Raw genomic sequence first — 21,846 nt, forward strand, 5'->3', positions numbered from 1 at the left:
TTACCTATGCTGAACACCTGCTTGAGGTAGATGAATACAGAGCATGGCAAGGCCATACGGCAACATTACCGGTTACTATTAACCCGCCTGGTATTGAAGAAGTACTATTTCAGCTTAGCGGCCTTGAACTTGCGGCCGAGGCTTTGGCACTCGTATTGTTCAGTTAGCAAGCTACTTGCACTATAGGTTCTCGCGCACATCCAATTGGGAGGCGTTGAGAGCAGGCCGAATAGACACGGAAATAGTGATGACAATGATGGCTACGCTAGTGAGCATAATGTCAGAGAATTTCATTTTTACGGGATACGAGTCGACTACACTAGTAGCCATACCCATACTCACCAAGCCAAAGGTCTGCTGAGCCCAGCACAAACTCACCCCTAGCACGAGGCCGGTGAAAGCACCGACTAAGGCGACAATAGCCCCTTCAAACAAGAAAATGTTGCGCACGTTGCGAGAACTGGCTCCCATAGCCATGAGCACGGCTACGTCCTTCTTCTTATCAATCACCAGCATGGACAGGGAGAAGAAGATATTGATGCTAGCAATAAGCAGAATGAAGGCGAACGTGATGAAGACAAACATCTTTTCTACCTCAATGGCCTTGAATAAGCTCACGTGCTGCTCGTCGGAATCCAGCACTTTGAAGCTTTTCCCGAGTACTTGATGCAGCTTATTCTTGACGGAACTGATATCGTAGCCCTCACGCACTTTCACCTCCAAAGCCGTGCGACGGTTGCCGTAATGCAGGAGATTTTCAGCAAAATCCAGCGGCACAAACACGTAACTGTCGTCGATGTGCTGCTCAATTAGAAACACCCCACCAGCCAGAATGCTTTGCTCGTTGAAAGCCGTTTCGGGGTTAAAGGACAGGGTTTTCTTCTGGATATTGCGCGGGTACAGCAGCCGCAGAGGCGCAAAGCGGTTATCGAGGGTAATGCCCAGCTCGTGCTGCACCCCGGCCCCTACAAGGCATAGTCGGTGCCGTTGCGGCGCAGGCGGTGGCTACCATCTACTATTGAAGAATCAATGTCGCTCTGGGCGTAGTAGTTATCCGATACCCCCTTCATTTTCACTACCATCTGCCGGTCGCGGTGCTGAAGCAAGGCGTTGTCCTCGATGACTTGCGTAACCAGCGCCACCCCGGGAGTTTTGGTTAGGCGCGCAAGAAGGGGGGCTTGCAGCTCAAATGACTTACCCTGCACGGCAGTAACAACTAAGTCTGGGTCAGACTTGCCGTAGAGGCTGCGCACTAGGTCTTCCAGACCGTTAAACACGGACAGCACGATAATCAGCGCCATCGTACCCACCGCCACGCCAATCATGGAGATATTGGAGATGATGCTGATAATGTTGCGCTTCTTCTTCGAGAGAAAATAGCGCCGAGCAATGAGCAAGGGTACGTTCACGTGCGGGGCGCGGGCGAGCTAGTGGAGAGGCGAGATATAGTTACTGCGTAAGGGGTACGCCGGAGCAAGATACGCCACTACGCGAAAAAGGTCTATTTCCAGGCTTTGACAATGAGGCCCGTACCAGAATCGTGCTTCACGTTCGCGTCAAACCAGTTCAGAATGAGGCAGAACGGAAACGTCACGAGGTAATAAAATGGTAGCAGCAGGAAGAACAGCTTCGACTTGCCCAGCATAAGAATAGGGTATTTCATGCTTAGGCGCCACGATATCTGCCCCGGCTCGCCGTAGCTGTAGCGGGCTTCGATGCGCTCAAAACCGGCGGTGCGCAGCTTCTGCTGAATCTCGTGGATGTTGTAGCCGTCACGTACGTGCTCCTCAATAAAGGACGTTTCGCCGTCGGCATGCACGTCGGAGCCACCCTGGTCAGAAGGGGTGGAGATGAGCAGCATCCCACCGTCTTTCAGGGAAGCGTGGATGTTACGGAACACCTCCACATCTTCCAGAATGTGCTCCATCACGTCCACCGACAAGGCTAGGTCAAACGTATTGGGCTGCTGATACAGGACGAGGTCTTGCACGGCAAACTGCGCATTGGTGCGCCCAATTTCCCGGAAGAAGCGGTTGGAGTCAGCCACCTGTTCATCTTTCACATCTACGGCCAGAATCTGCCACTTACGGCTCAAGCCCGACAGCCAGTAGGTGTATTGGCCGTAGCCTGAGCCGGCGTCTAGAATATTGAGGGCCTCGGTGGTGCGTCCCTTGGACCACTGGCGCAGCTCACGGTGCACGTGCCACGTGCGCAGCAACAGCAAATCAAGCAGGTGATAAAAAAGGCGACGCAGCAATGGCGTGCGGTTGAAAACTTCGCCGAGCGACTTCTTAATCGGGTCGTAATACAAGGGAACTGTGCTTTTTAGTGAGCTGGTGATGTAGTGAGTTGGTGATTTGATGAGCTGGCCCTAGCGCAGGCATGCACTAGTAGCCAAGAACTCACTAAACCGCAGATTCACTACCCCGCTGGTTACTCGTCTTCGTCGGCGAAGAGTTTAGGGCGTTTCGGGGCGTCGGGGCCAGTAGCGGCGTCATCGTCGGCAGCCGTAGCCGGCGGAATGTGCAGGTCGCCAAACACTTTGTCCATGTGTGCAGCGTAGGCGGCCGAGTCGTCCACAAAGAACACCAGGTCGGGCACAATACGAAGCTGCTGACGCACGCGCTTAGCCAGGGCCTGCCGAATGATCTTCAGGTTGTCCTGCACCAGGGCCAGCAGATCCTCGCTGCTACCCGTCAGCAGCAGGCTCAAGTACACGCGGGCCACGCCCAAGTCGGGTGATACCCGCACCAGGTTGATGCCGGGTGCCATGCCCGTAAACAAGTGGGGCAGATCACGCTGAAATACGGTAGCCAGTTCCTGTTGAAGTAGGCTGGCAACTTTTTGTTGTCGTTTGCTTTCCATAAGAATCCGCAAAGATAGGGAGGTGTATTAAGTAATTGGGTAATAAGGTAAGAGGAGAGGGCCCCGCGAAGCTAAAGCCGGGCCGGCAGCACTAGGGCCAACACCGGGACTCTGTACCTTTGTTCTCCCTAGTACCACCTCTCGTCACTTCTTTCCGCTCTTGCTTCAATTTTTTAAAAGCTCTCTGCCCACGCGGCTGTTTGGTCTGCTCTTGCTAGTGCTGGCCTTGCGGCTACCCTTGCTGTGGCTGGGCATTCCGCTCACCCCCGCCGAACTGCGGGCGCTGCTGATTGGCGAACGGCTGCACGAGGGTGCCCGGCTCTACCACGACCTGTACGACAGCACCGCTCCGCTGGCGGCGGGCCTGTTTGGGCTGCTTGATTTGGTGGGCCAACGCCCGCTGTGGCTGTACCGAGTTTTGGCGTTGGCCCTACTCGTCTTTCAAGCGCTGCGCTTCAACTTCGTTCTGAACCGGGCCGATGTGCACCCGGAGCGAGGCTACGTGGGTGCCCTCACTTACTTGCTGCTGGGCAGCATTACGGCGGAGCTGGACACGCTTTCACCCCTTCTCCTGGGGCACACCTTTCTCATTGCTGCTCTCAGCGCCCTGCTTCCTACTTCGCGCGAAGGCTACGACAACCGGCGCCTGTTCCGAGCGGGATTTTTGATAGGGGTGGCGGCCTTGTGCTACCTACCGCTGGCCTTGTTTCTGCTGGTAGGCTTATTTGCCGTTATCATCTTTGCTGCTAATACCTTCCGCAGCTTTTTACTACTGCTGTGCGGCTTCCTGTTTCCTTACGCCGTAGCAGCTACCTTCTTTCTATACGCGGAGTCCTTACCGGAATTCGCGCAGTTTCATTTGCAGCCCACTTTGCAGGGGTTGGTGAGCGAAAAAGACGGCCTACCGCTGTGGGTGCTGCTGCGCCTGCTCATTCTGCCCGCCTTATTGCTGCTGCTGGGCATTGGGCGCAGCTTCACTACTTCTTTGGGGCTGGTATTCCAGATCAAATTTCAACAGATGATGTTGATTTGGCTGGTGGTAACCATAGGCATTGCCGCCGCCGGCAAGGGTATGGCCACGGGCACCTTGGTACTTATCCTACCTCCCCTCACCTATTACAGCCTGTTCCTGTGGCAGAAAGTGCGGCGCTCCTGGATACCAGAGCTGCTCCTCCTTCTGGTTATTGGAGCGGTGGTAGTTGTGCGCTACCGGGCAGTACTGCATCTGGAACAAGTGCTGCGCATCCCAGCGGAGAGCCACTATGCTATGCAGCCCCACCCACGCTACGCCTTTCTACAGGGCCAGCAACTGCTCGTACTTGGTCCCGATCAGCGCCCCTACGTGCAAAATCAGTTGGTTACTCCCTACCTCGATTGGCAGCTTGCCCAAGTCGATTTTGGCCACTTGCGGGAGTATAATGCGGTATTCCGGCTAGCGCAGAATTTTGAGCCCCGCCCCCCCCAATACATCATTGACCAGGCGGGCCTACTACCGGAGTTGCGCTATAAGATTCCGGCTATCTTCGGTCGTTACCAGCCAACTAGCACGCCAGGAGTGTACCGCTTAGCAGCCAACAAGTAAGGCTTGCTGTATGCCAGCAAAAGTGCCTTGCTAGCCCATTCCGCCGCCTTGTGGTGCTGACATAAAACGAACCACCCCCGCTCCCGCAAGCTGCGGGAACGGGGGTGGTTCTGTAACTAGGCCATTGCTGCGTCAGTGGCAACGTTAGGCATACTTAGCAGCTAATCTTGTCAATTCGGGTTTGGTGACGGCCACCCTCGAAGGCAGTAGTTAGGAACTCTGTGAGAATGGCACGAGCTGTTTCTTCGCTCACGAAACGGGCCGGAACGCACACAATATTGGCGTTATTATGCTGGCGAATGAGAGTAGCTACCTCCGGAGTCCAGGCAAGGCCCGCCCGGACCCCCTGGTGCTTGTTGGCCGTGATGCACACACCATTAGCCGAACCGCACAGCAGAATACCCAGCTCGTATTGGCCACGCTCCACGGCCAGGGCCAGGGGATGCACATAGTCGGGGTAATCAACGGAAGCATCGGAATGGGTACCGAAGTCCTGCACTTCATGGCCTGCATCCTGCAGCCACTGAACTAGTTGTTGTTTGAGGTCGAAGCCAGCGTGGTCGGAGCCAATAGCAAGTCTCATGGAAAGCTAATGAAGATAGTAGAACGGTGAGGTAGCACAAGCTACTACCTAGCTGGTCAAAAGTAGGCAGTAACCAAAGAAAAAGGTGCTGCCGTGTTCGGATAACCTACACAGCAGCACCCTGCTTTCTTACTGTTCTCGGAAGCGCTACGCGATACCTTTGTTTTCAGCTAGTTGGGCGTTGAGAGAAGCCGTTCGGTTGCGGCCTACCACCCGGGCAATGTTGATGCTAAGCTCGTACAGCAGCAAGATGGGGATGGTCACGATAATCTGCGCCGATACATCGGGGGGGGTGATGATGGCCGCCAACACCAGAATTACCACAATGGCGTGCTTGCGGTAAACGCGCATAATCTCGGGGGTAATCAGCCCCGCCTTGGCCAGGAAGAACACAATCATGGGCAGCTCAAATACGAAAGCGCAGGACAGCGACATGGTGGTGAGCGTACTCAGGTAGCTCTGCATGTCAATCTGGTTTTCGATAGTAGGGTCCACCACGTAGCCAGCCAGGAAGTTGATGCTCATGGGGGCGGCAATGTAGTACCCAAACAACAGGCCCATGGCAAACAGCACCGACACGAAGAACACCGCTCCTTGGGAATTTTGGCGCTCGTGCGGGTACAAACCCGGCTTGATGAAGCGCCACAGCTCCCAGAATAGGTAGGGGAAGCCCAGCACTAATCCTACAATGAAGCTAGTGCTAATGTGCATGGTGAGCTGCCCGCTCATCTCACGGTTTTGAATCACAAAGCCGATCTTATCAATGCACAGGTCGGGGGCACCAATCCAGGCACCAAACCGGCAGAACATCCGGTAGGTCCAGAAGTCGGCGCGGGAAGGCCCCAGAATCAAGTCGTGAAAGAGAAAGTCCTTGGAAAAAAAAGCAACGGTAGCAAATGCTACCACCGCAATTGCCGCCCGGATGATGTGCCAACGCAGGGCCTCCAGGTGGTCGATAAAAGACATTTCGTGCTGGTCGCCCAGCGCGGGTTGAGTTGGGTCCACAGAAGGGGGCAATGAGGGTATGAGCGAATGATAAACTGGTGGCGGAGCAAAAAGACAAACGAAAACCAGCCTCAACAGGATGCTGTCGGACCGGTTTTCGTTTTGTTCTTTACCTAACTACGCAGGCATTCACTTAGTTAAGCAAATAGTGGGTACTGCTGCATCCACTCGTTGATTTCACCCCGCACCCGGCTGATGCGGGCATCATCGGCGTTATGGGTGAGCACCTCGTCGATGAAGTCAACGATGCGCGCCATGTCGGGCTCCTTTAGGCCGCGCGTGGTAACGGCAGCTGAGCCAATGCGCATGCCGCTGGTCACGAAGGGCGACTTGTCGTCGAAGGGCACCATGTTCTTATTGATGGTGATGTCGGCCTTGATGAGGGTGTTCTCGGCCAGCTTTCCGGTGAGGCCCTTGCTACGCAGGTCAATCAGCATCAAGTGGTTATCCGTGCCGCCGGAAATAATCTGATAGCCGCGCTCCACGAAGCCGTTGGCCAAGGCCTGGGCATTCTTGATGATCTGATGGGTGTAGTCGGTGTAGGCGTCGCTCAGGGCTTCTCCAAAGGCAACGGCCTTGGCGCCAATCACGTGCTCTAGAGGGCCGCCCTGGGTACCGGGGAACACTGCCCCGTCGAGCAGGCTGCTCATCATCCGAATTTCACCCTTGGGCGTTTTCAGGCCGAAGGGGTTCTCGAAGTCCTTGCCCAGCAGAATGAGGCCGCCACGAGGACCGCGCAACGTCTTGTGGGTAGTGGTGGTTACAATGTGGCAGTGGTCGAACGGATTGTTCAACAGGCCTTTAGCAATGAGGCCACTGGGGTGCGAAATGTCGGCTAGCAGCAGAGCGCCTACTTCGTCGGCTGCTTCACGCAGGGCCTGGTAGTTCCAGTCGCGCGAGTAGGCCGAGGCGCCACAAATGATGAGCTTGGGCTGCTCGCGGCGGGCGGTCTCCTTTACTTTCTCCCAGTCGATGAGGCCCGTTTCGGCCTCCACTCCGTAGAACGACGGCTTATACAGCTTGCCCGAGAAGTTCACGGGCGAGCCGTGGGTCAGGTGGCCGCCGTGCGAAAGGTCGAAACCTAGAATCTTGTCGCCGGGGTTAAGCACGGCCAGCATTACGGCCGCGTTGGCCTGGGCACCGGAGTGCGGCTGTACGTTTACCCACTCTACGCCAAACAGTTCTTTGGCGCGGTCAATAGCCAGCTGCTCAATCTGGTCTACAATTTCGCAGCCACCGTAGTAGCGTTTGCCGGGCAGGCCCTCGGCGTATTTGTTGGTAAGGATGGAGCCTGGGCCCGCATCACTTGCTCCGACACGTAGTTTTCGGAGGCAATGAGTTCAATACCGTGCGTTTGGCGCTCTTTCTCCTTCTCAATCAGGTTGAAGATGGCGGTGTCGTGGGCGAGGGTGGTGGCTTGCGTTTCCATGCTGCCAAAGGTAAGCGTAAAAGGTGATGAGGTGATGAGGATAATGTGGTTAGCTGATTGAAGCCAGCTACTACCTTCACCAAGCCCCTAGTGTGGAGGTAGCAACTCACAAAAAACCTGTTACAAAATTTGGGCATGCACTGGCGATGTAGCCAGCGGCGGCGTGTGGCCTAACCGCATGTGCTGCAACACCGCTTATTACAAAGAGTATCTCCCGGCCCGCGGCTACATGTGTGCTACCTCTCGCCCGGTTGTGGGCTAGGTGATTGGGCCGCATACACAGCAGGCGAGAGCCACTGGTAGAGGCCTTTTCTTCTCTCTAAAACCCACTTACATTTCCCCAGTCCAATCCACTGGCTGCCAGTAGGTAGCCCCATTGGTTGGGCAGTCCGCCCCGGCGGCTCTGCGCGTCTTGCTCAGCTCATTCTTCCCTTGCTCCGCTTTCAGTTCTGCTATTCCTGCTGGCTGCTACCTCGGTAGGTGCTCGTCAGTGGGCCTGTCCAATCCATTCCCACCACAACCAATTTACCCATGAAAAAACTTACTCTTCTTTCACTGCTTGCGCTGTTAGTTGGAGTGCTACTGCCCTTAAGCAGTTGGGCTCAGGGCAGTATTCCGTTCACCATTGCCAACAACTCGCCCTACGCCGATAACACACTCTTTGTAGCTATTGTGGGTATTGACCCTACTGGCAACCACGTGTGGATTAACGCCCAAACCGGAGCCGTTACGCCCATGTCTTCGTCGTACAACACGGTGCTGGGGCCTACGTACAACGGCAACACCGGACCCGGGGCCAACTCGCGCTATGCGGCCTGCTTTACCCGCCTGAGCGACATTCCGAACAAGACGTTTACCCTGCCCTACATTGCGGGGTGCCGGGTGTTCATCTCTCAGGGCCAGCAGTTGTACTTCTACTTCTTTGGTGCATCTGGCTCGCCCTCAGGCTACGCGGCACCCAACGCTCAGAATCCCAACGACCCGAACCGCGGCATCCTCTACGAATTTGTGGAGCTGACCAACAACGCCACCGGCTTCTACGGCAACACTACCCGCGTCGACTCTTACAAGTACCCCATGGGCCTGGAGCTATTCGGCAATGGCTACCAGAAACGCACCGGCGAACTGAAAAACCACGCCGACATTGTGGCCGCTTACAAAGCTAACGTACCCACTGAGTTTCAGGGCACGGTAAACAGCAGCACGGGCGAAATCACGTTCCCCTCCAAAACAGCTGCCTTTGCCGATGGCACCAACGGTACCACGCCCGGCCCATACGGCAACTATTTCAAGAGCTACATTGACGCCATTTGGAACAAGTACAAGACCACGGACCTCATCTTCTACGCCGGCAACGCGGGTGTATTTAAGGGCCGCGTAGATGCCAACGACCGGCTAACGGTGGTGGGCCAATCGGGTGCTTTTACCGGCCGCACGGGCATCATCAACGGCCGCCCTACCACGCAAATGGCCTTTGAAGGCAAGGGCCTGCTCGACAACCGTGTGGGCGACGGTGACTGCGACTTAGTGGTTCAGGCCCAAATGACCGCCGCCATCAACCGCCACGTGGTGGACGTGACTACTGCCAGTCCCGGCCAGCAAAACTGGTACGACGCCACCCGGTACTACCAAGCGGCACCCGCCAACTACTACGCCCGCTTCTGGCACTTACCCGGCATCAGCGTAGACAACCTCAGCTACGGCTTCGCCTACGACGACGTGAACGACCAGTCGGCCACGCTGCACACGCCCCAGCCAACCAAGGTGGTGGCTACCTTCGGCGGCTATGCGGGCACCACGCCCCCAGCCGCTTCTGGCGTGGCTACACTGTATAAGGACTGCAACTACACCGGCACCGCTGTGGCCTTACCCACCGGCGACTATACCCTGGCCTCCCTGCAAAGCCGTGGTATTCTCGACAATGATGTTTCCTCGCTGCGAGTAAACAGTGGCTATGAAGTGGTGCTCTATGAAAACGATAACTTCAGCGGCGCCTCGCTCACGATAGGGAGTGCCGGCAACGCTTGCCTTGTAAACAATGCGTTGAACACCAGCAACTGGAACGACAAGGCTACCTCCCTGCGCGTGCGCACTGCCGCGGCCGCCTTTAGCGTGCTGTTGCAAGCTGAAAATGCTAACGTAAACAGCGGCATGACGGTAGAAACCACCTCCGATACCGGCGGCGGCCAGGATATGGGCTACGTAGACGCCGGCGACTACTTGGTATTCAACGGCATCAACTTCCCTACTACCGGTTCCTACACCATCGAGTACCGCGTGGCCAGCCCCTCGGGCGGTACAGTATCATCAGACTTGAACGCAGGGGCCATTCAGTTGGGCAGCACAACCATTCCTGCTACCGGCGGCTGGCAAACCTGGACCACAGTTTCCAGAACCGTGACCGTTAACGCGGGTACGTACAACTTTGGCGTGTATGCCCAAACGGGCGGCTGGAACATCAATTGGGTGCGCATCACGAAGGTAGCCACTGCCACCCGCACCACCCTGGCCGCATCGGCGCCCGCCAAGCTTACGGCCAATGACGCTTTGCTCTACCCCAATCCGGTGGTTGATCAGGTACACTTGGCAGGTAGCCAACTCAACTTAATAGGCAGCCAGTACCGCATCCTCGACATGCGTGGCCGCACGATCAGCAGCGGCGCTTTCGACCGTGGCACGGCGGAGGCTACTACTCTGCCCCAGGGCATGTACCTGCTGGAAGTCAACACGAAAGATCAACAAACTATTACCCGGCGCTTCACTAAATAAAACAACTTAGCTGCCCTACAGCAGGCTACCCACGGGTTGGGTAGCCTGCTTTTTTATTATGACTAGTACTCAGGAGTTGCTTTGGGCAGAGTAAAGATGCAAGCTGATAGTCCTGGTGTGCGGCCGCTGGGGCGCACTAGCAGAAAGCTGCTAGCAGTATGCCTGACTTGCGATACAAAACGGTAGTGGCGCCCAGTCAGCACGAAAGTTATCGGACTATTCCGTTCTGATAGGCAGGTAGAAAGATGATCGTTTGCTCTAAATCGATGGTCGTTCAGCCGGTTCCCTCGTATCTTGCCCGTATGAATACGCCCCAGCAGCTCGCCGAAGTTTTAACTAGTCTCCGAGTCGGTAACCAGTCCTTCCTGATGAAGTTCTACGAGGAGAACCGCGACTTATTTGCGCGTTGGGTGCGCCGCCAGCATACCCTAGAGCTTGCGCAGGCCCACGAACTGCTGCGGGCTGTGCTGGTAGACTTCTACGACCAAGTGTCGGATGGCCGCCTTACCAAGCTCCCGCCCGATTTACGGGCCTTTGTATATGGTATGGCCGACGAGCGGCTACGAGCAGGACAGGCGGCTATGGTGCTACCCGTAGCCGAGGCGGGGCGCCGTCAGCATTTGCTGGGCTTGTTTCGGCAGCTTTCCGCCGACTGCCAGAAAGTGCTGGTGTACTTTTACTTCCGCGGTTACAACTTCGAGAAGGTAGCTGGCAAGATGGGCTTCGCCAATGCTAACGTAGCCCGCATGCAAAAGGCCGGTTGTGTTCGGAGTCTCTACGAGTTGCGCCGCCGCGCCGAAGCGGCTGGGTAGTAGCCGCTGGCTAACTGCTTCTACGTAGCTTCGTCCCGCATTTATATCAATTCACGCTGGTCCTGCTTAGGCCTTCTTCGCTTTTTCTCTGGTTCCTCCCATGATGCCGCCCGCCCCCGACTTGCACCCCTACTTGGAAGAGCTAGAACGCTTTTCGGATGGCAGATGACCGTTGCTGAGCAGGAAGATTTTGAACGGCGCCTAGAGCAGGATGCGGCTCTCAACCACGCCTACCAAACCTACCAGCAGCTTACCGCCGACCTTCGTTGGGTAGCCGGGCATGAGACGCTGCGCATGCGCCTAGAAGCTATTGACCGCCGCCTCGACCAGCGCCACCGAGCATTGCAGCGCATGGAGCAGCAGGAGCGACGCAAGCAGGTTCGGTGGGGGTTGGTAGCGGCTATTGCTGCGGGCGTACTGGTAGTAGTGTGGCTGGTGCTGCGTCCTTCCTCTTCGCAAGCCACCGACTGGACCAATTACTACGTGCCCGATGCTGGCTTACCCCAAACGGCGCTAGGCTCTAACCGTCCGCTGCTGGTAGAGGCCATGCAATACTACCGCGAAGGACATTACCCACAGGCCCTCAACTCGTTACAACGCGTACCCAACAGTGCCCTAGGTCAGGATACGTTGCTGTACTACAGTGGCATCTTTTTGCTGAGCCAGCAGGATGCCGAACGGCACGAAGAAGCCCAGGCTCTTCTCCGGCGCGTGGCTCAGCAGCCCAATTCGGGCTTGGCCGCCAAGGCGCGCTACCACTTAGGTATGGCCTACTGGCGCACCCAGCAGCCAGAGCTGGCCCGCACTACCCTGGAAACCGTAGCCGCCGAAGCCACCAACCCGTACCAGCAAGCCGCCCGCCGCATCCTGCAAACCGACGCATTAACCAATTAGGTACAACTACCCGCGGTGAGTAATGGAGTACTCTGGTTCTATGTTGGGCTGTAGCGTCAGGTGAAACGCGTCGAGTTCTAGCGCTGCTAGGTGCCGTAGTTCTTCGTTGTGGCGGTACACGCAGCCTGTATCCAAACCAATGGCCTGGGACTGGTGCTTTACCTGCTGCTGTACACTAGCGGTGGGGTTAGGCACGTGCCCGTGCAGTAGGCGCTTGCCACCTAGGCGAGAAGCATCAAACACAAACTGTTTGGTATTGAGCATAGTATGCCAGTCCTGGCGCATTTCTGCGGGCGGCAAGCGGAAGTTGAAGCCCGCGTGCACCAAAACAAAATCTGGCAGTTCGTACTGATAGGGCAGGTTATTAAGCCAGCGCAAGTAGGATTCCGGAATAGCCGCCGCCGCCGCTACCCCAAAACTGTCGAGCGTAAGCTGTCGGTCGTGGGCGGAAGCCCACAGCAGATGCTGGTGGCCATGAGCCGCATCAAGCAGCTCTTGGTCGTGGTTGCCGCGCAGACACACTACCTGGTAGCCGCGCTCAGGCAGCTGCATCAGGTAGTCGAGTACACCGCAACTGTCGGGGCCTTTGTTTACGTAGTCGCCCAGCACATAAAGCTGGTCTTGGGGGCGCAGTTTCAGCTTTTCTTCGACTAAGTGCCGAAACGAGTGGAGACAACCGTGCAGGTCGGTAGTGACGTAGCGAGCCATGGCGTAGGGAGCAGGTTATTCGGCGGAGAAATCAACAAAAAAGCACCGACGGTGGCCGGTGCTTTTTTATACGGGCAAGGACGACTAGCTATAGCTTCCTTTTCCAGAGTCTGATTTGCTACCGCCCCGGTTGGGGTGCGTTTGCGGTGCGTCTGCGGCATCGTCTTGCAGCTTCTGCTCTTCCGATTCGCTACGCTCATTCACGGGCAGCGACTCAGCTTTCGACTGCCCGCCAGAAGACGGTGAGCCTTGATGCTTAGCCGACTGCGAGCTGATTTGGTTTCCTTCTTTAGCCATGATTCTTGGAGGTAAGGGTGGGAAATGGCCGCCACTTCACCAGAATCCATGCCCTGGTCAATCAGCTAAGCCTTATGCTACTTATTAGCTATAAGCGGGCTTGTCGAGGTCCGGCTTATCGAGATTACGGTTAGGATGGCGCAGGCCAGCGTCTAGCGCTTCTTGTTCTAAGCGGTCCTCCGTTTGCGGGTCTAGGTCGTTTACGGGCATGTTGCCCGCAGCTTTCGGCTGCTCCGATTGGGTGGGGCTACCGTGGTTTTCCTTGGACTGCTGGTTGGTATTATTGCTTTTGTACGGCATGGCAGTAAGGGGTTAAGCGTTTGTTTTCGGTAAGAATGCAGAGCAGAACGGCTGGCTAGGAACCCTAGCAGCTATATCTGGATGCCACTTTCGTCGGCGTTGGGGTCAGTCAGGTCGGCATTGGTGCCTGGCGGGCTAGTTCGTCGTTGTTGGGCTGGATGGTTTCCATCTGGTCCATACCCACGCGAGAGTCGGGGTCTTCCATTTCGTCGCGGCCGGAGCGGGCATCATCAGCGTCCAACTCATCCACGGGGCGGCGCGTTTCCAGTTCGGGGTCCTGGTCGTCGGGCAAGTCCTGGTTTTCGCGGTCCGGGCGGCCCTCGGCGCTATTGCGCATGTTATCTTGAGGCGGCTCGATGCGGTCGGCGTCGCGGTTCATCGAGGTGGCTGTCATTCCAACGCCACTGTCAGTACCATAGCCTTCTTTGCCTTCGCGGTTGCCAAAGCCACCACGGGCAGCTTCGTTCTTGGGTGGATCAGCACCCGGAATGATATGTCCAGCGGCCAGTTCTTCGTCCGTCGTGTCATCATTGATGACGCGCACGGGGCGGTTATGAGGGTCAGTTGCCATGGGAATTGTCGGTTTCTGGTTGGGAGAGAGTGTAAGGGTTGTACTCCGGTTTACGGATTTGGGTTTAGGTTTGGGGTAGGCAAGCGCACGTGTAAAATTGCCGCCCTGCCTCGGCTATGTCCACCATCCCACTACCTCCAATCCGCTCAGTGGAAGCGCTTCGCCAGTATCTTGACGCCGGCGCAGCACCCAAATACTTATTTTTCTGGGGCCATACTGCTCAGCCAGGCCGGCCGGTAGGTAGGGAAGTTTTCAGCCAATGGTACCCTGCGCCCTTTGCCCTCGACGGAATCTCGTACGCAACTACCGAGCAGTACATGATGGCCGAGAAAGCTCGGTTTTTTGGTGACGAAGCTACTCGCGCTGCTATTTTGGCCTCCACTCACCCAAATACAGGCGAAAAAGTTGGGTCGCCTAGTGCGGAACTTCGATGAAGCACGCTGGGAAACAGTGCGTTTTGCTACTGTGGTCAGAGGCAATGAGGCTAAGTTTAGTCAGCAGCATCTTCTCCAAGAATACTTGCGGGCCAGCGGCACACGGGTATTGGTAGAAGCCAGCCCAGTTGATGTTATCTGGGGCAGCGGCTTGGCACCAGACCACCCCAACGCCAGCACTCCGGCCAAGTAGCCTGGGCTTAACTTACTAGGCTTCGCACTGATGGAGGTGCGCGAGCGGTTAAGGTAAGCAGCACACAGAGCCGACAACGTAATTGGCCTACTATGAGCATCGGCTATTTTACGGCCAGTAGTAGCTCACCCAAAACAGTCTATTTGCTTTTCGCCCTTTTACCTACTTGCTTATGTGGCCCGAACACGACAACGCGCTGACTCGCAGCTTCCGCTTCAAGGATTTTAGAGTGGCCTTCAGCTTTATGTCTGATGTAGCGGAGGAAGCGGAGTACCAAGACCATCATCCGTGGTGGAGCAATGAGTACAACGTGGTGAGCTTCCGCCTGCGCACCCACTCTGCCGGCTACGTAGTGACGGATAAAGACCGGCAGCTGGCCGCCGCCATCGACCAACTCGCCGCTGAGTACGACGGGGCAGTAGTGGAGGCGTAGACTCAGCCAAACCAGGAGGGCCAAAGCGCGTTACCTTTGTTGCCTATGACAACTGTTGCTCCTACGCTGCTATACCTCGTGCCCACGCCCATCGGCAACCTGGAGGATATTACCCTGCGCGCCATTCGGGTGCTGGGCGAGGTAGACACGGTGCTAGCCGAAGACACCCGCACCAGTGGGCGCCTTTTGCAGCATCTGAATATCAAGAAGCCCATGCTCAGCTACCACCTCCACAACGAGCACCAGCAAGTGCAGCGCCTCTTGGAGCGCTTGGAGAAAGGTGAAACCATGGCCTTGGTATCTGATGCTGGTACGCCAGGCATTTCGGACCCAGGCTTTCTGCTGGTGCGCGAATGCCTGGCCCGGGGCTTAAAGGTAGAGTGCCTACCAGGGGCCACGGCCCTGGTTCCGGCCTTGCTGAAGTCGGGCTTCGGGGCCGAGCGGTTTACGTTTGAGGGGTTTCTGCCGGTGAAGAAGGGCCGCCAAACGCGCCTGAAAGAACTGGCGGCGGAAACCCGCACCATGATTTTCTACGAGTCGCCCCACCGCATTGTAAAAACCCTGGAGCAACTGGCCGAGGTGCTGGGACCCGAGCGGCCCGCTTCCGTGAGCCGGGAGCTGACCAAGCTGTTTGAGGAAACCGTGACGGCACCGCTTGCCGAGTTGGCCGCGAACTTTGCGGGGCGTCAAGCCATTAAGGGAGAGATTGTATTGGTGGTGCAAGGCCAGAAGGAGGAGCGCACCAAAGAAGACCGCTATACCGACGAACATCGTGCTGACTAAATCTGCTGCTCCTGCCCCCTTTGTAGCCGGCGGGGCCGAATACACGCCTACCCGCTTGGCTTCCTGGCTCCCTACTTTGCTGGCGCTGCTGGGAGCCTTCTTGCTGTGGCTTGGCTGGCCCGTACACCCCGCCGCCCTGGCTGTGGTGTTACTGGTAGCCTGGGTGCCCTACCTGCGCATGGAGCAGGTACTCACGGAGCGTGGGGCCAGCGGCTGGAAAGTATGGCGCTATGGATACCTGCTACTAGTGCTCTGGAACGCCTTTACTACCTATTGGGTAAGCTACAGCACGCTAGGCGGGGGCATCACGGCAGTGGTTTGCAATGCCCTGCTGATGAGCTTGCCGCTTACGGCCTTCTACCACACAAAAAAGCGTTTCGGACCGAAGCTCGGCTACCTTTCCCTACCTATCTACTGGCTTGCCTTTGAGCAGCTGCACTTGCACTGGTTTCTCACCTGGCCCTGGCTAACGCTAGGCAACGGCTTTGCGCAGGCTAACTACTTGGTGCAGTGGTACGAGTACACCGGCTTTCTGGGCGGCTCACTCTGGATGTGGATGGTCAACCTGTTGGTTTTTAGGGCGTGGTTTGGTCGCCAGGGAGTAGCGCCCTGGTCGTTTGGGCAGGGCCGTTTCCGGTGGGTAGCGCCGGTACTTGCTACGGCAGTACCAATAACTATTTCCTTGGTCATTGGCCGCACCTATCAGGAGAAAGGCCCCGCAGCCGAAGTGCTGGTGATTCAACCCAACGTGGACCCGTTTGAGGAGAAGTTTGAGGGAGGCTCTCGCTTTATTCCGCACGCCGAGCAGCTAGCCCGCATGCTCACCCTCACGGAGCAAAACCTTACCCCGCAAACCAAGCTCGTCCTCTGGCCTGAAACCTCCCTGGACGAAACCTACCCCGAGGAAACCTTTGAGTCGCACCCCAATGTGTACCGCATTCGGCAGTGGCTGGCCCAGCACCCAGGTGTAGAGCTGATGACGGGCCTTACTACGGCCGTGCGCTATCCTAGCAAGGAGGCTGCCAGCCCCACTGCCCGCTTCCGCGAAGACGTGGGCTACTACGACATCTTCAACGCGTCGGTGCACTTCCGCACGGCCAGCGACCCCGCCGAGTTCTACCACAAGAGCCGGCTCGTACCGGGCGTAGAGGGCGTGCCCCCGTGGCTGTCGGCCTTCGTGATTGACCTGGGAGCGCCGCCGGGGGCCTCGGCTCTCAGGCCGAGCGTACCGTGTACCAAACTGCCACGCCCGGCTTGCAGGTGGCTCCGGTTATCTGTTACGAATCGGTGTACGGCGACTTTGTGGGCGAATACGTGAAGAACGGCGCTTCACTCATCGGCATCATCACCAACGACGGGTGGTGGTCTGACTCGCCGGGCCACAACCAGCACTTGCAGTACGCTACCCTGCGCGCCATTGAAACCCGCCGCGACATTGCCCGCTCCGCCAATACGGGTATCTCCGCCTTCATCAACCAGAAAGGCGAGATTACTCAGCAAACGGCTTGGTGGGTACCTGCTACCAGCCGAGCTACCGTACACCTCAATACCGAGCAAACCTTCTACGTCCGCTACGGAGAGCTCATTGGGCCTGCCTGCCAGGTATTAGCCGTGCTTCTCTTGGTGCTGACGGTAGTACGGGCCCTGCTCAACCGCCGCACCTTGGCCGCTTAGCTCCCCCTCACCAAGCGAAATATGCAGTGGCTCAGCAGTACGGCGTGGCGCCAGCAGACTGGCAGCCAGTTCCCAAGCTTTTATTAGAATGCCAACACGACTGGAATGCGCCGGTTCGCGTAAAAGGTCGTTGTGAAGGTGCACCGCAGTTAGGTCCCTTCAAGAGGCTGGTTGCTGGCTAGTAGTTGCTGTTCGAGGTTGCTGCTTTCATTCAACTACGCATCTTTGCAACTACACGACCTTCGCTACTTTCGAGGTCATACTTTACTAATGGATTACAACCAACTCAGCTTTCAACTGGCGGCCGTAACGCGGCACGCGGGCCAGTTCATTCGCCAGGAGGCGGCCACATTCAACCGCAGCCACATCGAAACCAAAGGCGTGCACGACCTCGTGTCGTACGTAGACAAGGAAACCGAGAAGCTGCTCGTTGCTGGCCTGCGTGAAGTGCTACCCGAGGCCGGCTTCATTACGGAGGAAGGCACGGAAGGGGCCGAGCGGGCCGAGGAGTACAACTGGATTATTGACCCCCTGGATGGCACCACCAACTTTGTGCACGGCCTACCCGTGTACTGCGTGAGCGTGGGCCTCATCCACCACGAAGAGTTGGTGGCCGGCGTTGTGTACGAAGTAGTGCGCGACGAATGCTTCCGGGCAGCCAAAGGCGCTGGGGCTTTCTGCAATGAAGTTCCCATTCACGTTACAGACGTACCCGACCTGAACAACTCCCTGATTGCTACCGGCTTCCCTTACACTAACTTCACCCAGCTCAACGAGTACCTACAGCTGCTGAGTGCCTTTATCCAACGCTCCCACGGCGTGCGCCGCGTGGCTCCGCCGCCGCCGACCTGGCCTACGTAGCCGCCGGCCGCTTTGAGGGCTTTTTCGAGTTCAACCTCAATTCGTACGACGTGGCCGCGGGCATATTGCTCGTGCGCGAAGCGGGTGGGCGCGTTACGGCTTTCCTGGAAGAAGGCGACCCCCTCTTTGGCCGCCAGGTAGTAGCCAGCAATGGCTTGGTGCACGAGGAGATGCAAAGCATTATCCGCGAAACCTGGAAGTAAGCCAACCAACGGGTAGCTAGCGAGTAGTTGCCCAGCTTATTTTGACTAGCTGGAGAACCTGGGGCGGCCAACAACTGGCTACTTCAGGTTCTTTTAGTTTGTAGCTTTACGAAGGCCGAGGAGGTAGGTGTGGCAAGCTTCGGGGCTTGAGAACTAGTAGACTATCAAACTTTTCCGGGGTTGTCGTAGTTTTGTGCGCATTATGTGGCTGCAAACTCTCATCATCGCATTGCTTTTCGCCGGGGCGGCCTTCTACGTGGGGCGTATTTTCTGGCGGGCGTTTTTTGATAAAAGCCAAGCTGCTGCGCCAAAGGCTGCGGCGGCGCGTGTTCCGTCATCGACGTGGACCGGCTGCAGCGGACCATTGAGGCCACGGCTGCACGCAAGGCTGCTCAGTAAGGCGCCATATTTCTTCTTTGTTGGGTATAACCCGCCCCCGCACTGGCTACGTATAGCTGCTGCGGGGGCTGTTTTTTGCCTCCCTTCCTAGCCGAACTCCCTTTTCCATTTCCAAACGCCCCTCCTCATGCAAGACAAAGAAGAAGAACGCTCCCTCGTCAACGTAGAAAACAAGCTCAGCAAAGACGGCTTCACGGCAGATTTCCGAGTAACCGATGGGCGCCTGTTTCCCTTCGGCGACGACCGTAGCAAAGGCTATGCTCCCGAGGAGGTAACCATTGTTGACTTTTATCGCTTCGAGGGTGAAAGCAACCCCGACGACATGTCCATTCTGTATGCCTTGCAGACTGCCGATGGCACGAAAGGCACCATCTCCTCAGCCTACGGCACCTACGGCGACTCTGACGCACTAGACTTCCTGAAGCGAGTAGAGGACATGGGTAAAAACCTGGACAAGAACCACAAATAAGCGGGTTCTACCCTTCCTATTGCCCTGCGCACGTGCGCCCCGGATTCGTTCGGGGCGCACGTGCTGTTTCTGCCCCACCCAATCTCAACGCTATGAAAATTTCGCTGCCTACCCATCCTCTCCGCACAGCCCGCGACCTTGACCCGCTGCTGGAAGCCATCGGCGACGCCCGCATTGTATTACTGGGGGAGGCTTCCCACGGCACTTCCGAGTACTACACCTGGCGCGCGGCGCTGTCTAAGCGGCTAATTCAAGAGAAGGGCTTTCAGTTTATTGCGGTGGAGGGCGACTGGCCCGATTGCTTTGAAGTAAACGCGGCCATTAAGCAGGAGGAAGCTACCTACGGCACCGCCGCCAAGCTACTCAGCACGTTCAACCGCTGGCCTACCTGGATGTGGGGCAACTGGGAAATTGCGGCGCTGGTAGACTGGCTGCATCAGCACAACAAGCAGTTCCCACACGAGCAACGCGTAGGCTTCTACGGGCTAGATGTGTACAGCCTGTGGGAGTCTCTGCAGGAGATTCTGCACTACGTGGAAAAGCAGGGCGACGGAGCCGTACAGGCCGCTCACCGAGCGTTTCAATGCTTTGAGCCTTACGGTGACGACCCGCAGGAATATGCTCACGCTGTGGCGTTTGTATCGGATGACTGTGAGGATGAGGTGACGGACATGCTGCGCGCCCTGCGTAAGCAGGTAGCCAGCCAGCAAACCAATGGCCTACTGGACCGGGAACAGAAGTTCAATGCCGAGCAGAATGCCCTGGTAGCCGTGAATGCCGAGCGCTATTACCGCGCCATGATTAAAGGTGGGTCGGCCTCTTGGAACGTGCGCGACCAGCACATGATGGAAACCCTCACCCGCCTGCTCGACCTACACGGGCCTGATAGCAAGGCCATTATTTGGGAGCACAACACCCACATCGGCGATGCGCGCTACACCGACATGCGCCGCGAAGACATGGTAAATGTGGGGCAGCTCACCCGCGAAGCGTACGGTCGCAACAAGGTGTTTGCCGTGGGCTTCGGCTCCTACCAGGGGTCCGTTGTTGCGGGCCGGAAATGGGGTGCCGCCCCCGAAACCATGACCGCTCCGGAGGCTACTCACGGCTCCTGGGAAAACCTGCTGCACGAGCAGCTACAGGGTGAGAATGCCTTGCTCTTCTCTCATGAATTGCGCGACAACGACGCTCTACGGCAGCCCATTGGGCACCGTGCCATTGGAGTAGTGTACCGCCCGGAGTTCGAGCGTTTCGGCAACTACGTACCCTCCGTAATACCCGAACGCTACGATGCCTTTTTGTTCCTCGACCAAACCCAGGCGCTGCATCCCTTGCCTACCCACCAAGACGAGCACACGCCCCCAGACCTCTATCCCTGGAACTATTAACTGGCCTGCTATTGATGCACCAACCCGAACCGCCTGCCCCGCACATCCAGAACGATGGTGCGCTCGGCAAATGGCTCGTTGCCCAGCATACCGCCCATACCCGAGAAGCGCATGAGGGCGCTTTGCATAAAGCTAGTGCCCTCAATGTAAGTTACGGTGTGCAAGGGCACGGCTACCTGACCTAAGCCCAGAGTAGCGGCCGTAGCAACGGTGTGCGCCGTGAGAGTAGTACCCAGGGAGTTTACGGCGGCGTGCCGAACGCGAGCTTGTGGCTGAGCCATTTGCTCCCAGGTAGCACGGCTCGTCAGGAGGGCAAAAGCGCTGCTGCCGGAATCAAAAAGGAGCTGCCGGGGCTTGCCTTGCACGGCTGCGTTGAGCATCACCCGCCGGCTGGCAAAGTCTAGGGGCACGAAAACCGTCTGGCTGGTTAGGCTAGTGGGTACGTCGGCACGCAGGCTAAACTGCCGGGTGCTGTAGTTAAGCACCAGCACGCGCCCCTCCAAGGCATCCGTACCCAGGGTGCCGATAATGAAGGGCTCAGTCGAGTCGGCCGGTAGGGTAGACCTACCGTAGTCCAGCACTTTGATTTTGCGGGCCTGTACGCTGCCACTGCCCAGCCCAAACTGGAAGTTTCGCACCGTGTCGGCTTGGGGTAGCAGCGTTTGGGTAGTGGCAGGGTAGCGGCCCCGCAGAGCAGCCAGCGACCTAGCATAGAGTATAGAGGTAGGTGCACCCGTGTCAAACTGAAAGTAGCAGGTACGGGGGCAACCGGGCAGCCGGGCAGGCACCAGCAGCGCCGCATGCGCCACCACGGGCTGGGCCGTCGAGTCGGCCTTCCACACGAAGGTACAGGTAGCCGGGAGGCCCGTCACCGAGAGCTGATTAACTCCCGGCTCAAACTTCTTGCGCATGTAGAAATAGCCTCCAATACCACTAACCAACAGCAGGGCAAGTACGGCAAGCAGGATGTTGCGGAAGAGTTTCATGACGGGGTAGTGGGGGTTGGTTTGTGAAGCTAAAGTAGCTGCCTCACTGCCCTCAGTATTGCGTCATTTACCCGCCATTTACCCGCCATTCAATTCATCTTATTAAGATACAGACGATTGCAACACGACCTGTCGTTAGCATAGTTAGGCCTATGTACACTGCATTACCACCTCCCTGTGAGTTGAGGTCATTGCTTATCCCTGATTG

General features: G+C 57.1%; 23 protein-coding genes and 2 pseudogenes. 13 read left to right on the plus strand and 12 right to left on the minus strand.

Annotation, left to right across the window (positions count from 1 at the left end; all coding sequences use genetic code 11):
• Positions 1-180: 180 nt before the first annotated feature.
• From VI25_RS28535 to VI25_RS13535, 4 genes are all read right to left on the minus strand, one after another.
• The gene (locus tag VI25_RS28535; RefSeq protein ID WP_316934329.1) at positions 181-957 is read right to left on the minus strand and encodes an ABC transporter permease; all 777 of its coding nucleotides are present in this window, start codon (positions 955-957) and stop codon (positions 181-183) included.
• Between the two features lie 8 nt (positions 958-965).
• Entirely contained in the window at positions 966-1,409 is a 444-nt protein-coding gene (locus VI25_RS28540; protein ID WP_316934330.1) for an ABC transporter permease, read from the minus strand.
• 92 nt (positions 1,410-1,501) lie between these two features.
• Positions 1,502-2,311, minus strand: coding sequence for a class I SAM-dependent methyltransferase (locus VI25_RS13530; protein WP_045689212.1), 810 nt, complete (start codon positions 2,309-2,311; stop codon positions 1,502-1,504).
• Positions 2,312-2,433: 122 nt separating this feature from the next.
• Positions 2,434-2,865, minus strand: a complete 432-nt coding sequence (locus VI25_RS13535) for a ribosome-binding factor A (protein WP_045689211.1) — start codon at positions 2,863-2,865, stop codon at positions 2,434-2,436.
• Between the two features lie 160 nt (positions 2,866-3,025).
• Here VI25_RS13535 and VI25_RS13540 point away from each other — a divergent pair, with 160 nt between their 5' ends.
• Positions 3,026-4,447 carry a hypothetical protein gene (locus VI25_RS13540; protein WP_055562571.1) on the plus strand — a complete coding sequence of 474 codons (1,422 nt, stop codon included), beginning with the start codon at positions 3,026-3,028 and terminating at the stop codon, positions 4,445-4,447.
• Positions 4,448-4,601: 154 nt separating this feature from the next.
• Here VI25_RS13540 and rpiB read toward each other — a convergent pair whose 3' ends face one another.
• The 3 genes and pseudogenes from rpiB to glyA form a co-directional block, all read right to left on the minus strand.
• A complete protein-coding gene (gene rpiB / locus VI25_RS13545; protein WP_045689208.1) occupies positions 4,602-5,030 on the minus strand; it encodes a ribose 5-phosphate isomerase B in 429 nt (142 codons plus the stop codon).
• Positions 5,031-5,177: 147 nt separating this feature from the next.
• Positions 5,178-6,035 (minus strand): twin-arginine translocase subunit TatC, encoded by an 858-nt coding sequence (gene tatC, locus VI25_RS13550; protein ID WP_316934331.1) that lies wholly within the window; start codon positions 6,033-6,035, stop codon positions 5,178-5,180.
• 137 nt (positions 6,036-6,172) lie between these two features.
• Positions 6,173-7,464, minus strand: a pseudogene (glyA, locus tag VI25_RS13555) (serine hydroxymethyltransferase).
• Positions 7,465-7,995: 531 nt separating this feature from the next.
• On the opposite strand from glyA, the gene VI25_RS13560 reads away from it, so the two are divergent.
• The 3 genes from VI25_RS13560 to VI25_RS13570 all read left to right on the plus strand — a co-directional run bounded on the left by VI25_RS13560 (position 7,996) and on the right by VI25_RS13570 (position 11,939).
• Complete coding sequence (locus VI25_RS13560; RefSeq protein ID WP_045689207.1) at positions 7,996-10,233, plus strand: beta-1,3-glucanase family protein; 2,238 nt, start codon at positions 7,996-7,998, stop codon at positions 10,231-10,233.
• A 302-nt stretch (positions 10,234-10,535) separates the two neighbouring features.
• Entirely contained in the window at positions 10,536-11,045 is a 510-nt protein-coding gene (locus VI25_RS13565) for a hypothetical protein (protein ID WP_045689206.1), read from the plus strand.
• 165 nt (positions 11,046-11,210) lie between these two features.
• Entirely contained in the window at positions 11,211-11,939 is a 729-nt protein-coding gene (locus tag VI25_RS13570) for a tetratricopeptide repeat protein (protein ID WP_045689205.1), read from the plus strand.
• Positions 11,940-11,945: 6 nt separating this feature from the next.
• Here VI25_RS13570 and VI25_RS13575 read toward each other — a convergent pair whose 3' ends face one another.
• From VI25_RS13575 to VI25_RS13590, 4 genes are all read right to left on the minus strand, one after another.
• On the minus strand, positions 11,946-12,647 hold the full coding sequence (locus tag VI25_RS13575; RefSeq protein ID WP_045689204.1) for a metallophosphoesterase family protein: 702 nt from the start codon (positions 12,645-12,647) through the stop codon (positions 11,946-11,948).
• 84 nt (positions 12,648-12,731) lie between these two features.
• Complete coding sequence (locus tag VI25_RS13580) at positions 12,732-12,944, minus strand: hypothetical protein (RefSeq protein WP_045689203.1); 213 nt, start codon at positions 12,942-12,944, stop codon at positions 12,732-12,734.
• Positions 12,945-13,028: 84 nt separating this feature from the next.
• Positions 13,029-13,244, minus strand: coding sequence for a hypothetical protein (locus VI25_RS13585; protein ID WP_045689202.1), 216 nt, complete (start codon positions 13,242-13,244; stop codon positions 13,029-13,031).
• Between the two features lie 109 nt (positions 13,245-13,353).
• Positions 13,354-13,815: a hypothetical protein gene (locus VI25_RS13590; protein WP_045689201.1), complete on the minus strand. Its 462-nt coding sequence runs from the start codon at positions 13,813-13,815 to the stop codon at positions 13,354-13,356.
• A 116-nt stretch (positions 13,816-13,931) separates the two neighbouring features.
• On the opposite strand from VI25_RS13590, the gene VI25_RS28905 reads away from it, so the two are divergent.
• The 9 genes and pseudogenes from VI25_RS28905 to VI25_RS13630 all read left to right on the plus strand — a co-directional run bounded on the left by VI25_RS28905 (position 13,932) and on the right by VI25_RS13630 (position 20,652).
• Positions 13,932-14,249 (plus strand): NADAR domain-containing protein, encoded by a 318-nt coding sequence (locus VI25_RS28905; protein WP_410503434.1) that lies wholly within the window; start codon positions 13,932-13,934, stop codon positions 14,247-14,249.
• A complete protein-coding gene (locus VI25_RS27815; RefSeq protein ID WP_262489952.1) occupies positions 14,161-14,442 on the plus strand; it encodes an NADAR family protein in 282 nt (93 codons plus the stop codon). The genes VI25_RS28905 and VI25_RS27815 overlap by 89 nt, the downstream gene beginning before the upstream one ends.
• Before the next feature lie 172 nt (positions 14,443-14,614).
• The gene (locus VI25_RS13600) at positions 14,615-14,875 is read left to right on the plus strand and encodes a 4a-hydroxytetrahydrobiopterin dehydratase (RefSeq protein WP_045689200.1); all 261 of its coding nucleotides are present in this window, start codon (positions 14,615-14,617) and stop codon (positions 14,873-14,875) included.
• Between the two features lie 45 nt (positions 14,876-14,920).
• Positions 14,921-15,658, plus strand: coding sequence for a 16S rRNA (cytidine(1402)-2'-O)-methyltransferase (gene rsmI / locus VI25_RS13605; RefSeq protein WP_045689199.1), 738 nt, complete (start codon positions 14,921-14,923; stop codon positions 15,656-15,658).
• Complete coding sequence (locus tag VI25_RS13610) at positions 15,648-16,976, plus strand: apolipoprotein N-acyltransferase (RefSeq protein WP_152981618.1); 1,329 nt, start codon at positions 15,648-15,650, stop codon at positions 16,974-16,976. Before rsmI ends, VI25_RS13610 begins: the two co-directional genes overlap by 11 nt.
• Entirely contained in the window at positions 16,889-17,332 is a 444-nt protein-coding gene (locus VI25_RS24740) for an apolipoprotein N-acyltransferase (protein ID WP_152981619.1), read from the plus strand. The genes VI25_RS13610 and VI25_RS24740 overlap by 88 nt, the downstream gene beginning before the upstream one ends.
• Positions 17,333-17,602: 270 nt before the next feature.
• Positions 17,603-18,396, plus strand: a pseudogene (locus VI25_RS13615) (inositol monophosphatase family protein).
• Positions 18,397-18,922: 526 nt separating this feature from the next.
• Positions 18,923-19,264 carry a hypothetical protein gene (locus VI25_RS13625; RefSeq protein ID WP_045689197.1) on the plus strand — a complete coding sequence of 114 codons (342 nt, stop codon included), beginning with the start codon at positions 18,923-18,925 and terminating at the stop codon, positions 19,262-19,264.
• A 92-nt stretch (positions 19,265-19,356) separates the two neighbouring features.
• The gene (locus tag VI25_RS13630; protein ID WP_055562573.1) at positions 19,357-20,652 is read left to right on the plus strand and encodes an erythromycin esterase family protein; all 1,296 of its coding nucleotides are present in this window, start codon (positions 19,357-19,359) and stop codon (positions 20,650-20,652) included.
• An 8-nt stretch (positions 20,653-20,660) separates the two neighbouring features.
• Here VI25_RS13630 and VI25_RS13635 read toward each other — a convergent pair whose 3' ends face one another.
• Positions 20,661-21,638, minus strand: a complete 978-nt coding sequence (locus VI25_RS13635; RefSeq protein WP_045689196.1) for a hypothetical protein — start codon at positions 21,636-21,638, stop codon at positions 20,661-20,663.
• Positions 21,639-21,846 lie beyond the last annotated feature (208 nt).

Origin of the sequence: Hymenobacter sp. AT01-02 (assembly GCF_000961955.2) — a bacterium.
GTDB lineage: Bacteria > Bacteroidota > Bacteroidia > Cytophagales > Hymenobacteraceae > Hymenobacter > Hymenobacter mucosus.